Annotated in this window: 6 protein-coding genes; all 6 read right to left on the minus strand. The window is 66.7% G+C overall.

Annotated elements, in window-relative coordinates; translation table 11 throughout:
* Positions 1-38: 38 nt before the first annotated feature.
* Positions 39-4985: an NAD-glutamate dehydrogenase gene (locus OG405_RS20250; protein WP_327148045.1), complete on the minus strand. Its 4947-nt coding sequence runs from the start codon at positions 4983-4985 to the stop codon at positions 39-41.
* Between the two features lie 93 nt (positions 4986-5078).
* Positions 5079-6755 (minus strand): energy-dependent translational throttle protein EttA, encoded by a 1677-nt coding sequence (gene ettA, locus OG405_RS20255; protein ID WP_327148046.1) that lies wholly within the window; start codon positions 6753-6755, stop codon positions 5079-5081.
* 35 nt (positions 6756-6790) lie between these two features.
* Positions 6791-7291 (minus strand): single-stranded DNA-binding protein, encoded by a 501-nt coding sequence (locus OG405_RS20260; RefSeq protein ID WP_327148047.1) that lies wholly within the window; start codon positions 7289-7291, stop codon positions 6791-6793.
* Positions 7292-7437: 146 nt separating this feature from the next.
* Positions 7438-10212: an ATP-binding protein gene (locus OG405_RS20265; protein ID WP_327148048.1), complete on the minus strand. Its 2775-nt coding sequence runs from the start codon at positions 10210-10212 to the stop codon at positions 7438-7440.
* Positions 10213-10305: 93 nt separating this feature from the next.
* On the minus strand, positions 10306-11274 hold the full coding sequence (locus tag OG405_RS20270) for a threonine/serine dehydratase (protein ID WP_327148049.1): 969 nt from the start codon (positions 11272-11274) through the stop codon (positions 10306-10308).
* Entirely contained in the window at positions 11275-13314 is a 2040-nt protein-coding gene (locus tag OG405_RS20275) for a cytochrome c oxidase assembly protein (RefSeq protein WP_327148050.1), read from the minus strand.
* Between the last annotated feature and the right edge of the window lie 18 nt (positions 13315-13332).

The raw sequence follows: 13332 nt of genomic DNA on the forward strand, positions 1-13332 counted from the left end.
CACATCGGGACTCGTTCCGTTGCGGGGAGCAGCGTTCGTCACCGTGGTACCTCCGATTGGGCACCCACCCCACTCACCATGCTGCGCACCTGCCGCGCCGCAACCGACAGCGTGGCGAGATCGTGGGTTCCGGACTCGAACAGTTCCGCCAGCGCCGCGCGGGCACGGCCGAGCCGGGACTGATTCTTGGACTCCCAGTATGCAATCTTCTCGTCCGCGCTCTCCTCGGGGTCGCCACCGGAGAGCACATCGAGAGTCAGCGAACGCAGTGAGCTGTACATATCGTCGCGCAGCGCGAGCCGGGCCAGCGCATGCCAGCGGTCACCGCGCTCCAGATGACTGACCGCCTCCAGCAGCCAGTCGATCTTCAGATGCTCGTTCAGGGCGTAGTACAGCGCACCGACCTCGGCACCGGAACGATCGGTGATATCCGCGATATCGATCACGTCGAGCAGCGGGAACAGGTGCAACAGCCCGAAAACCTCGGTCGCGAGATCCAGTGGGGCGCCGTGCGCGACGAGATCGGCGGCCTGGTCGGTGAGCATGGTGACATGGTGGCCGCGCAACCAACCCGGCACCTGAGGTGCGAGTTCACGCACTCCCACTCGGTACCGGTTGATCTCGGCACCGACGGCCACCGGCTGTGGGCGGTTGGTGAGCAACCAGCGCGACGCCCGGTCCAGCGTGCGTTTGGTCTCCAGCTCGAGCTGGTCGCGCACTTCTACGGACGTATCCGCGGCACGGATCCGGTTCCAGATATCGTGCAGGCCGAAGACCTCGGTGACCGCGGCGAAGGCCCGCACGGTATCGGTCGCGGTCGCGCCGATCTCCTCGGCGAGCCGGTAGGTGTAGGTGACACCGCCGTAGTCCACCACCTCGTTGGCGATCATGGTGGTGACGATCTCCCGGCGCAGGCGGTGCTTCTTGATCGCCGCGCCGAATCGTTCCCGCAGCGGAGTCGGGAAGTACTCGGGGAGGCGGGCAGCGAAGAAGGCGCTGTCGGGCAGGTCGCCGGCCAGCAGGTCCGCCTTGAGTGACAACTTCACGTGCGCCAGCAGATTGGCGAGTTCGGGCGAAGCGAGCCCGGTGCCCTCCTCGAGCCGTCGTTTCAGCACCGCATCGGTCGGCAACGCCTCGAGTTGCCGGTCGATGCCGCGCCGGGTCTCCAGCTCTTCGATGAGGCGCCGATGCACGTTGAGCATCCGCGCCGCCTCGGCCCGCGAAATTCCCATCACGTAGTTCTGGGATACGTTGTCCTGCAACACCATCTGCGCGACTTCGTCGGTCATCTCGGCGAGCAGCGGGTTGCGATCCTCGATATCGAGCTCGCCCGCCGACACCACACCGTCGAGCAGAACCTTGATGTTCACCTCGTGATCCGAGCAATCCACACCCGCGGAATTGTCCAGCGCGTCGGTGTTCATCTTCCCACCGTTACGACTGAATTCGATCCGACCCAGCGCCGTCGCGCCGAGATTGCCACCCTCGCCGATCACCTCGACCCGCAATTGGTCGGCATTCACCCGGACCGCATCATTGGATTTGTCACCGGCATCGGCATTGGTTTCGGTGCTCGCTTTGATATAGGTGCCGATACCGCCGTTCCAGAGCAATTGGACAGGCGCTTGGAGAATGGCACGGATCAATTCCGGCGGAGCGAGCTTGACGACGTCGCCGGGCAGGCCGAGCGCCGCGCGGGCCTGGGGACTGATCGGTACCGCCTTCACGGTGCGGTCGTACACACCGCCACCCGCACTGATCAAAGAACGATCATAATCGGCCCAACTCGACCGAGCCAGCCCGAACAACCGTGACCGCTCACCGAACGACGACGCCGCATCCGGATCCGGATCCAAGAAAATATGACGATGATCGAACGCCGCCACCAACCGAATATGCTCCGACAACAACATACCGTTGCCGAAAACGTCCCCACTCATATCCCCCACACCCACCACAGTGAAATCCTGCGACTGGGTATCCACCCCCATCTCCGCGAAATGCCGCTTCACACTTTCCCATGCGCCCCGCGCGGTAATTCCCATCGCTTTGTGGTCGTACCCCGCCGAACCACCCGAAGCAAACGCATCCCCCAACCAGAAACCATACCGGCCCGCAACATCATTCGCGATATCCGAGAACGTCGCCGTTCCCTTATCCGCGGCAACCACCAGATACGTATCGTCGCCGTCACGACGCACCACCCGCTCGGGCGGCAGCACGTGCCCTTCGGCGAGATCGACGTTATCGGTGATATCCAGCAGGCCGGAGATGAAGGTGCGGTAGCACTCGATACCTTCGTTCATCCGGGACTGCCGGTCGAGCGCGGCGTCACCGGTGGCGGCCGGCGGGCGTTTCACCACGAAACCGCCCTTCGCGCCCACCGGCACGATCACCGCGTTCTTCACCGCCTGCGCCTTCACCAGTCCCAGAATCTCGGTACGGAAGTCCTCCAACCGATCCGACCACCGCAAACCACCACGCGCCACCGCACCGAACCGCAGATGCACACCCTCCACCCGCGGCGAATACACGAAGATCTCGTACTTCGGCCGCGGTTGCGGCAGTTCCGTGATCTCCTGCGGTTCCAGCTTCACCGAGATGAAATCGCGGGGAGCACCGTCGGGGTCGGTGACGTAGTAGTTGGTGCGCAGAGTCGCGCGGATCAGCCCGAGAACGGCGCGCAGGATACGGTCCGCGTCCAGACTCACCACCTCGTCGATACGTTCACGCAAACGCTCTTCGAGTTCGGCGGCCTGTTCGGTGGAGTGAACGTCCGGATCGAACCGGGCGGTGAACAGCTGCGCGAACAGTTTCGCCGTATCGGGATAGGTGTGCAGGACCCGGGCGATATTGACCTGGCTGTAGGGGAAACCCGCCTGTTGCAGATACTTCGCGTAGGTCCGCAGCACGGCGACCGCGCGCCAGGACAACCCGGCCCGCAGTACCAGTTCGTTCAGGCCGTCGGCCTCGGCCCGGCCGTACCAGAGCGCGTCGAACGCGGCGGTGAAGCGGTCGCGAACTCGATCCGCGGCAACAGCCTCGGCTTTCGGAGCCGCGAACGTATCGGGCGCCACCTCGAGCAGTTCGGCGTCGAGATCCTGATCGAGCGCGCCGCGCAGCAGTTCGTTACTCGCCAGCAGGCCGAAATCGTAGATCCAGCGTTCCTCGGCTGCCTCGCCGCCGTCACGTTCACGCCGGATCCGGTACGGCCGCTCGTCGAGCACCTCGACGCCCAAGCTCTGCAGCACCGGCAGCACCTGGCTGAGCGAGATACCGGAACCACCGATGTACAGCGTGAAACGCCAGGATCCGGCCGGGGCGTCGGCCACTCGGTACAGGTGCTGATCGATGCTGCCGGGTCGCAACCGCTCCAGGCGATCGATATCGGCGAGTGCGCGCCGCGCGCTGAAATCCTGTTTGTACCCTTCAGGAAACGTTTCGCAGTAGCGGCGGACGATCCGCGGGTCGAGCACGGTCGACGCGTTCACCGCGTCGTTGAGATGATCGTCCCAGGTCCGGCTCGCCTCGGCGAGCAGGTTCTGGATCCGCACCCGTTCGGCTTCGGAGATCTCCTCCGCCGAGGACACCCGCACCTCGGCAGTATCCGCTCCCGGCATCCGGATGGTGAAATACACGCTGGCGAGTTCGCTTTCGCTCACCCGCGCCGAGTAGTCGATCGAGGCGCCGCCGAGTTCACGGACCAGGATGTCCTGCATCTCCAGCCGGACGGCGGTGGTGTAGCGATCGCGCGGCAGATACACCATTGCCGCGACGAACCGGCCATAGGGGTCGACCCGGGGGAACAACCGGACCTGACGACGCAACCCGACATTGAGCACCGCGGCGGCCGTGCGGCGCAGGGTCGCGGTATCGGAGGAGAACAGCTCGGTACGCGGGAACCCCTGCATCACTTCGAGCATGGCCTGGCCCGAGAACGAATCCAGATCGAATCCGCTGCCGCTGATCGCGGCACGAACCCGCTGCCCCACCACCGGGATGTCCAGGACGTTCTCGTGCAGCGCGGTGACCGTGAAGACACCGACGAACAGGTGCTCACCCCGGACCTCACCCGCACTGTCCAGATCGGCGACGCCGATGTAGTACGGATATACCGCGCGCTGCATGGTGACCGGGATCAGGCCCTGGGTCATTCGCAGCAGCGGCCGGGCACCCGTCGCGATCGGTACCTGGAAACCCGTCGCGGTACCCGGATGCAGGACTCCGAGCTCGGAATCCGGCACGGGCACCGGCAGTTCCGCACCCGGTTCGCTCCGATACCGGGCGTAACCCAGCATCGTGAAATTGTCGTCGGCCATCCACCGCAGCAGGCGGGCGCAGTCGGCCGGTTCGATATCGGCCGCTGCCGCGGCCGCGGAATCACCGGCCTGTTCGAGCCGGGTCGCCAATGCATCGATGATGGCATGGATCGCCCCGGTATCACTGCTCACCTGCCGCACATCCTCGATGACGTCCGGTACGGCTGCGGCGATCTCGTCGAGCAGCCGAGCGCTCGTCGCCGGGTGCAGTTGGAGATGGATCCAGGATTCGCGGCCCTCGGCGTTACCGTCGCGACGCAGGCCGGCTTCGTGTAGATGAGCCGAGGTGAGAATACCGCCGGAATCCCGTTCGACCGTGAAGATCGGGTGGATGACCTCGCTGATGGTCGCGCCCATCCGGCCGAAGAGCGCGGTCACCGAATCGACCAGCATCGGCATATCGTCGGTGACGAGTTGGACCGCCGCGCCCAGTCCCGACCCATCGTCCGGGTGGTGGACCCGCACGAGGCCCTGACCCGGTTCGCGGGTCAGGGCCAGTGTCAGATGGGCCCGGAAGGTGAGGGTGGGTGCGGTGATCTCACAATCGGTGTCTTCGGTCTCGACGTGCCGGAAATATCCGTCCTCCAGATCGCCGAGGTCGGCACGTAACGTATCCGGCAACTCGGCAGCCCATGCCTCGCTGGACAATTCGGACGAGACCGTCATTTCCCACTCCCTTGAATGCGGTTTTTCTCGGACACACCGACACCGATCCCGAGGGTAGACCCGAACCCGGGCAGCGGGAAAAGTCCTGCGGCGTTACCCGCGGGTCAGCTTGCGATGTGTCACACGATGCGGCCGTGCGGCTTCCTGCCCGAGGCGTTCGATCTTGTTGGCCTCGTAGGCTTCGAAGTTGCCCTCGAACCAGAACCATTCGGCTTCGTTGTCGGCGTCACCTTCCCAAGCGAGGATATGCGTACAGGTGCGGTCCAGGAACCACCTGTCGTGGGAAATGACCACGGCACAGCCCGGGAACTGCTCCAATGCGTTCTCCAGCGATCCCAGGGTCTCCACATCGAGGTCGTTGGTGGGCTCGTCGAGCAGGATCAGATTGCCGCCCTGCTTCAAGGTGAGCGCCAGGTTCAACCGGTTGCGTTCACCGCCGGAGAGCACTCCGGCCGGCTTCTGCTGGTCCGGACCCTTGAACCCGAAGGCACTCACATAGGCCCGGGAAGGCATCTCCTGCTGGCCGACCTCGATATAGTCGAGGCCTTCCGAGACCACCTGCCATACGGTCTTCTTGGGATCGATACCTGCACGGGTCTGGTCGACATAGCTCAGCTGGACCGTCTCACCGACCCGCACCGTGCCGCTGTCCGGTTCCTCCAGGCCCACGATGGTCTTGAACAGGGTCGTCTTACCGACACCGTTCGGGCCGATCACACCGACGATGCCGTTGCGCGGCAGGGTGAACGACAGATCCTTGATCAGCTGGCGGTCGCCGAAGCCCTTGTCCAGATGCTCCACCTCGACTACAACACTGCCCAGACGCGGGCCGGCGGGGATCTGGATCTCCTCGAAGTCCAGCTTCCGCATCTTCTCGGCCTCGGCAGCCATTTCCTCGTAACGGCCCAGACGCGCCTTACTCTTCGCCTGGCGTGCCTTGGCACCCGAGCGCACCCAGGCGAGTTCGTCCTTGAGCCGCTTCTGCAGCTTCTGGTCCTTCTTGCCCTGGACAGCGAGCCGTTCGGCCTTCTTCTCCAGATAGGTGGAGTAGTTGCCCTCGTAACCGATGGCCCGGCCGCGGTCGAGCTCGAGGATCCAGCCGGCCACGTTGTCGAGGAAGTACCGGTCGTGAGTGACCGCCAGTACGGCGCCCGGGTACTGCGCGAGGAACTGTTCGAGCCAGAGCACGCTCTCGGCGTCGAGATGGTTGGTGGGCTCGTCGAGCAGGAGCAGATCGGGCTTGCTGAGCAGCAGTTTGCACAGGGCCACCCGGCGGCGCTCACCACCGGACAGGTTGTTCACCGGCTCGTCCGGCGGCGGGCAGCGCAGGGCGTCCATAGCCTGCTCGAGCTGGGAGTCGAGATCCCACGCGTCGGCGTGATCGAGGTCCTCCTGCAGTTTGCCCATTTCGTCCATGAGCTCGTCGGAGTAGTCCGTGGCCATGAGCTCGGCGATCTCGTTGAACCGGTCGAGTTTGACCTTGATCTCGCCGAGGCCCTCCTCGACATTGCCGCGAACCGTCTTCTCCTCGTTCAGCGGGGGTTCCTGCAGCAGGATCCCGACGCTGGCGCCCGGCGCGAGAAAGGCCTCGCCGTTGTTCGGCTGGTCCAATCCGGCCATGATCTTCAGAACGCTGGATTTACCGGCGCCGTTCGGACCGACAACGCCGATCTTGGCGCCGGGAAGGAAGTTCAAGGTGACATCGTCGAGCACGACCTTGTCGCCGTGCGCCTTGCGAACCTTCTTCATTTGGTAGATGAACTCAGCCATAGCGATCACCCTATCCGTCAAACATCGGTGCGGTTTCACACGTCGGCGTTCACGGGCACATCGGCCCGCGCCGACTGCTCCACCTTCGGATCGTCCTGCTCCCCCGCCACCCCGGTTTCGGCAGACGCAGCGTCCGTACCGGCGGATATATTCCCGTTCGCCCCCGAAGGCCCGGCTCGCCGACGCTCGACCTGGGCGGTGCAGCGAGTGAGGTCCGGTCCCAGGGTATGGGCCCGCATCTCCAGATCGCGTCGTTCGGCACCGTCACGGGTGCGATACTCGTTGGACCGGAGTTGCCCCTGCACGATCACTGGATCGCCACGGTGGATCGACGCGTCGACTCCCGCCACGAGCCGCCGCCAGCAGCTCACGGTGAGGAACAGCATCCCATTGTCCACCCATTCGCCGGTTTCGCGGTCGAACCGCCGCGCGGTACTCGCCAACCGGAAACTGATCATCTGCTCCCCGCTGGGCAGGTCGCGTCGCACCGGCTCGGTCACCACGGTGCCGACCACGGTCGCCACTGCTTCGTACATTTCCACCCCTTCGTTCTCCCGGCCGTTCCGGGAACGTATTCATCGTGGTACGGCCGTCCGGACGATGGTGGAGTCGAATCGAATCTGTGGACAACTTCGGCGCACCTGTGAACTTGTGGAAAGAGCGCGGACCCGATGCGCCGGATTCACCGTGTGGTCGTGGGCATGGCGGCGGCGATCTCCCGCCGTGAGCGCACCCCGAGTTTGGCGAGGATGCTGGACACATGGGATTGGACGGTGCGGCGCGACAGGAACATCTGCGCCGCGATATCCGCGTTCGAACTGCCCTCGGCCACTTGAACCGCCACGGCGCGTTCGGTATCGGTGAGCGATGCCCAGCCCGTTTTCGGGCGGTTGCGCGGCCCGCGCACGCCCCGGCGGATCCCGTACCTGCGAACCCGCGCCACGGCCCGGGCGGTATCCCACGACGCTCCCAGCCGGGAGTACAGCTGAACAGCGGATTCGAGCGCATCCCGGGCGTCGGCGCCACGACCCCCCGCGGCCAATACGATCGCGGCATTCTCGAAGGCCTGGGCCTCGTAGAGCGGCCAGTCGCTGCGCGCGAACTCGCGCGCAGCGGCGAAGAGTGCCTCCGGATCGTGTTCGGCCAGCCCGCGGCACAGATATGCGATACCGGTCCGCGACGCGGTGGACTGTTTCGCCACCAGTCCCTGCGCGGCCGACAGCGCCCCGCGCAGCGCCTCCTCGTCGCCGGCGTCGAAGGCCAGCCGGGCGATATCGGGAATTATGTAGTGCAACGTCGAGGCGCTCATACCGTCGGCCAGGTTCGTATGGGTCTCGACGAGCAACCGTAGCGCCGGTTCCGGGTTCCCGCGGGTCTCGAGCACGAGGGCAGCGACCCACGGCCGCATGTGCCCGTGGCCGGCGGTCCCGAGCCGATCGTCCGGGTCGAGCACATCACCGGGCACCTGCGCCCCGCGGTGGAGCCCGATCAGAGCCATCACGCTGTGTGCGAGCGGCGCGTAGCCGAGTACATCGGTTGCCTCCAGGCACACTCGGCAGGCCTCGATCGCATCGTCCCAGCGGCCGTTCAGCAGGAACAGCCGCGCTTCGGCCATGAGGTTGGGGGCCAGGTACACGCCGCGGGTCCGGCGGTTGTGCCCGATCGCGGTCCGCAATGCCTCCAGCGCGGCGACCGGCCGATCGAGCTCGATCAGGCAGTGTGCGTAGAGCATGTAGGGATCGATCTGGTCCGATCCGGCGCCGTCCTGCAGAACCCTGAGGGCCTCGGTACTGATCTCCAGCGCTTCGTCGAGATAACCCTGGGTGTAGCGCACCGCGCCGAGCGCCATCAGACCGTATCCGGTGGCCAGGGAATTGCCCGACTGCCGACCGAGGTCGACCGCGCGCCGACCGGCCTGTTCGGCTCCGGCGAACCGCTCGAGGAAGAAACTGTCCAGAGCGCACAGCCCCAGGAACCGGGCTGCGTCGGATTCGCCGAGATCCAGAGTGGCGAGCGCGGTCTCGGCGACGTCGACGGCCTCGGCCAAACGACCCTGGGCATGACACACATGGGCCAGCAGCCAGCGCAGACCCGGGTCGTCGGCGTGCTCGGGCCGGTGCCGCAACGCGACGCGCAGTGTGGCTTCGGCCTGTTCGGACCGGCCGTTCCACAGCAGGGCACGGGTCCGCATCCGGATCAGTGCCGCACGGGTGACCGTATCGAACCCGGCAGTGTCGACTATTCGGGTCAGCAGTCGCATCGCCAGTTCCGGCGCCCGCACGATCAGCGCGTCGGCAACCGAGAGCAGCCATTGCAGGCTCGTCGGATCGAGGTCACGCCCGCCGATCGTCAGGTAGTAGGCGACGCGTTCGATCGGTGCCCCGGTCGTCTGCAGGACCAGCCCGGCACGGCGAAGTAGATCGGACCGCAGCGAAAACGGTAACCGGTCGGCCAGGACGTGCCGGATCAGGTCGTGCCGGAAGGCGAGTTCGGAATCGACCATGGTGAGCAGCCCGGCGTCCGTCGCCTCGGCGACCGCGCTCCACACTTCCATGAAGTGGCAATCCAGGACAGCGGCCAGTTCCGCGACATCGACCTTGGGCCCGAGCGCGGCGGCCATCGGCAGCAGGTCGCGCGTCGGACGCGACAGCGAATCGACCCGCCGCCAGATCGCTTCGGCCAGCGAACCCCCGGCCCGAGAGCCGCCGCCGGACTTCTCGCCGGCGTCCAGCAACGAGGTGGCGACCAGTTCCGTGATGTGCAGCGGATGACCCGACGCTCCGGCGATTTGGCGCAGCAGCGCCGGCGGTGGCGCCGAGCCGACCATCTCCCGCACCATGGTGGCCGCCGCCGCATCTGGCAGCGCGCCGAGCCGGACGGTGGAGGCCGCACAGGCGGTCAATGTGGCCGTCAATACCGCGAAAGCCGGGTCCGCTGTGAAGGGGCGGGTCGCCAGCACCAGGACCAGTGGCAGCCGATCGGCGAGCGTCGACAGGCGGTGCAGAACGGCCAGACTGGACCGGTCCGACCAGTGGACGTCGTCGAGCAACAGTGCGACAGGCTGGTCGGCGCACCACGAGCCGACCTGTTCGAGCAGCAGTTCGGCGAGTGCGAATTCGTGTGTGGCCGCGGCGTCTCCGGCCTGATCACCACCGTCGAGCAACATCCGGATCGGATCGGAATCGGCGCCGGGCACATCCCCGGTCGCGAGCCAACCCGCCACCGCCGCGAACGGGACGTCCTGCTGCAGTTCCCCTGCCGAGCTGGCGCGCACCTGCAGCCCGAGCTCCGCGAACTGTTGCGCAGCGGCACCGAGCAGCGTCGTCTTCCCGATGCCGGCTTCGCCTTCCACCAAGGCGACGGCTCCGCGCCCCGCGACCGCGGTACGCCCACACGAGACCAGGGTCGCGACCTCGGCGTCGCGACCGACGAAGACTGTCGCGAGGGATTGCTGCACCCGCATCAGTGTAGGCACCGTGCTACCGGGACGCATGCGCCGACGACGGGCGGAGGTTGCGATCTGCCTCCGGATCACCCTGTTCGATGCGCGTCAGAGCACCGGCAGTTCCGTATTCGCTCCGCACAGCACGACCACCGGCCGTTCCCCCTCGCGCGGTACGTAGACACCGCTCAGAATCGCTGCCAGCGCCACAGCACCGGACAGTTCGACGACGATCCGGAACTCCCGCCACAGATAGTCCCGGGCATCGGTGATCGCGTCGTCGGTCACCAATACCGACTGCACGCCGTAGCGCCGGGCCACGTCGAGGGCGATCTCGCCGATCCGGGACGCACCCAGCGCGTCGGCCGTGATGCTGGATACCCCCACATCAACGGGTTTCCCGGCGGCCAGCGCGGAGTTCAGCGTCGGAATCCCCTCGGGTTCGACACCGACGATTTCGCGCCGCCGCCCGCCCGCCGCCGCGATCCCGCCGATCAGCCCCCCACCGCCGACCGCGACGAGAATCGGCGGTCGACCGCGCACCTGTTCCTCGATCTCCAGTTCGATCACCCCGGCCCCGGCAACCACAGCAGGCAGATCATAGGCGTGCAATTGCAACGCCCCGCGTTCGGCGGTGATCTCGCAGGCGTGATCGTAGGCTTCGGCGTACGTGGTTCCGTGCCAACGCACCTCCGCGCCGTGCGACCACATGGCGGCGACCTTGGTGTGCGGCGCCGATTCCGGGACGACCACCGTGCAGGTCTTGCCCATCCCGGCCGCCGCGAGGGCCGCCGCGATTCCCGCGTTTCCGCCCGAGGCGATCACCACATGTTCGGGGCACACCCGTTCCGACAACAGCGCGTTGTAGCTGCCCCGCACCTTGAACGTGCCACCGTGCTGCAGATACTCGAGCTTCAGAGTGACCGGGACGGGACCGGACGGCCCCGGTACAGCGGTGTGGAAAACCGGGGTCTTGCGAATACGGCCGGTCAGGCGCCGACGCGCCGCCCGCACATCCGAACGGTAGATACGCCGGAGCGGTTGCACAGGTGTCAGCGGGATTCTCTGCTCGGTCATCTACCTATCTGCCCGATCTCGCTTGGCCAATTCGGCGAACATGGCGTTGTGCGCGGCGAGTTCCGCGTTGTCGTCGCGTTCCGCGGCGCGGTCGGTGCGCCGGGCCAGCCGCGCGTCGCTGCGCGACCACTGGATCAGCAGCGCCAGCATCACCACGACCAGCGGAACCTCGCCGGTCGCCCAGGCCAGACTCCCTCCGGTGCGCTGATCGCCCAGCAGATCGACGTGCCAGCCGAGGTCGAGGCTGCGGTAGAACCATCCGGCGAGCACCGTGCTCATACCCATCAGCACGACACCGAAGAAGGCGTGGAACGGCAGCGATCCGAACACCATCGCCAGTCTGGTGAGCGGCTCCACTCGGCGCGGTTTGGGATCGATCCCGATCACCACCCAGTAGAAGAGGTAACCGCTGAGCAGGAAGTGCACGTTCATCAGCAGGTGCGCGGTATGTGAATCGGCATAGCTGTCGAAGACGCCGCCGAGGTACAGGGCATAGAAACCGGCCACGAAGAGTACCGAGGCGACGATCGGATGAGTGAGGAAGCGGGAGACCGGATTGTGCACGGCCGCGAGGATCCATTCCCGTAAACCGGGAGCACCGTCGCGGCCCGCCGGGGGTAGCGCACGCAACGCGAGCGTCACCACGCCGCCCAGGGCCAGCAGGATCGGTGTCAGCATCGACAGGGCCATATGCGCGCCCATGTGCACACTGAACATGGCGGGCGCGTACCGGCCGACCCCCGATGACGTCGTGAACAGCAGGACCGCGCAACCGAGCAGCCACGCGACCGTCCGGCCGATCGGCCAGACGTCACCGCGCGCCCGCAACCGCCGGACGCCCAGCAGATACAGCACCGCCAGCACGATGGCGAGCGTGCCGAATATCAGGTCGAATCGCCAGTCGAAGAGCAGTCGCGCCACGGTGGGGGGCCCGTCCAGGTTGTAGCCGAGCTCGACCTCCATCGGGGTGGGCACGCTGGTGGGTGCCGGTGGCGGGGTACGGCCGAGCCCGACCGCCAGTCCCATGGTCGCGGCGAACACGAGCAGTTCCACACTCGCGAACCTGGCCAGCGCCCGCCGGTCGTCGGGGTCGGCGGCCAGCGCCGGGAGCGCCGCGCGCCGCTGCCACCAGCCGACGACACCGAGAACCACCAACGCAGCGGCCTTGGCCAGCACCAACCGCCCATAGGTGCTGGTGAACAATTCGTCGACCGGCACCCGTACCCAAGAGTTGGCGACACCGCTGATCGCGAGCACCACGAAAGAGATCAGGGCCACCGCGGAGAACCGCTCGGCCGCGAGAGCGGTATGAGTACCGTCACGCAGCGCGTGCACGAGCAGCGCGGCGAGTCCGCCGACCCAGACCGCCGCCGCGATCAGATGCAGGATCAGACTGTTGGTCGCCACGTCATGGGCGCCGCCCGATGCGGAATGTCCGGTCAGCGCCAGCGGCATCATCACCGCGATCGAGCCCGCGAACAGCACCGGGGTCCAGCCCCAGCGCAACACGAGCCGGCAGGCGATCGCCAGCACGAGCGCCGCGATCGCGGTCAGCCGCCAGGTGCCCGCCAGTTCGATCTCGTCGGCGACACCCCACAGGTCCTGGGGAGCGAGAACCTCGGTGACCGGGCGTCCGGTGCTGTCGGACACGGTCAACGGCACCAGCAGCGCGGCGCACACCGCCCACGCCACCGCCAGGCCGGATGCCCGGCGCACCGCCCGATAACCGCCGGCGTCGAGGAGCCCGCTGCGCTGCGGGGGCGCCAGGAACGCCGCGAACAGCAGTGCCCCCACAGTGAACGCCGCGAACAGATCCGACAGCGCCCGGATCGCGGGCAGGCCATAGGTGGTCAGCGGGCCGGGGTCCGGAATACCCAGCAGACTCAGCGCCTGGGCGGCCGACAAGCCCACCACCAGCATCGATACCACTGCCGCGAGCGCTGCGGCGAGCACGGTCAGCACGGCCGACACGGCCGCCGAACCGCCGGGCCGACCGGCCTCGGTAACAGGTTCGGCGGCGGGGGCCTGGGCTGACGACATAGGTTCGAGAGTAGTTCG

The sequence above is a fragment of the Nocardia sp. NBC_01329 genome, from assembly GCF_035956715.1.
Lineage (GTDB): Bacteria > Actinomycetota > Actinomycetes > Mycobacteriales > Mycobacteriaceae > Nocardia.

Bases quoted from the DNA above. Each gene is read 5' to 3' on its own strand.
- OG405_RS20250 (WP_327148045.1), bottom strand. From the start codon at position 4,985: ATGACGGTCTCGTCCGAATTGTCCAGCGAGGCATGGGCTGCCGAGTTG.
- ettA (WP_327148046.1), bottom strand. From the start codon at position 6,755: ATGGCTGAGTTCATCTACCAAATGAAGAAGGTTCGCAAGGCGCACGGC.
- OG405_RS20260 (WP_327148047.1), bottom strand. From the start codon at position 7,291: ATGTACGAAGCAGTGGCGACCGTGGTCGGCACCGTGGTGACCGAGCCG.
- OG405_RS20270 (WP_327148049.1), bottom strand. From the start codon at position 11,274: ATGACCGAGCAGAGAATCCCGCTGACACCTGTGCAACCGCTCCGGCGT.
- OG405_RS20275 (WP_327148050.1), bottom strand. From the start codon at position 13,314: ATGTCGTCAGCCCAGGCCCCCGCCGCCGAACCTGTTACCGAGGCCGGT.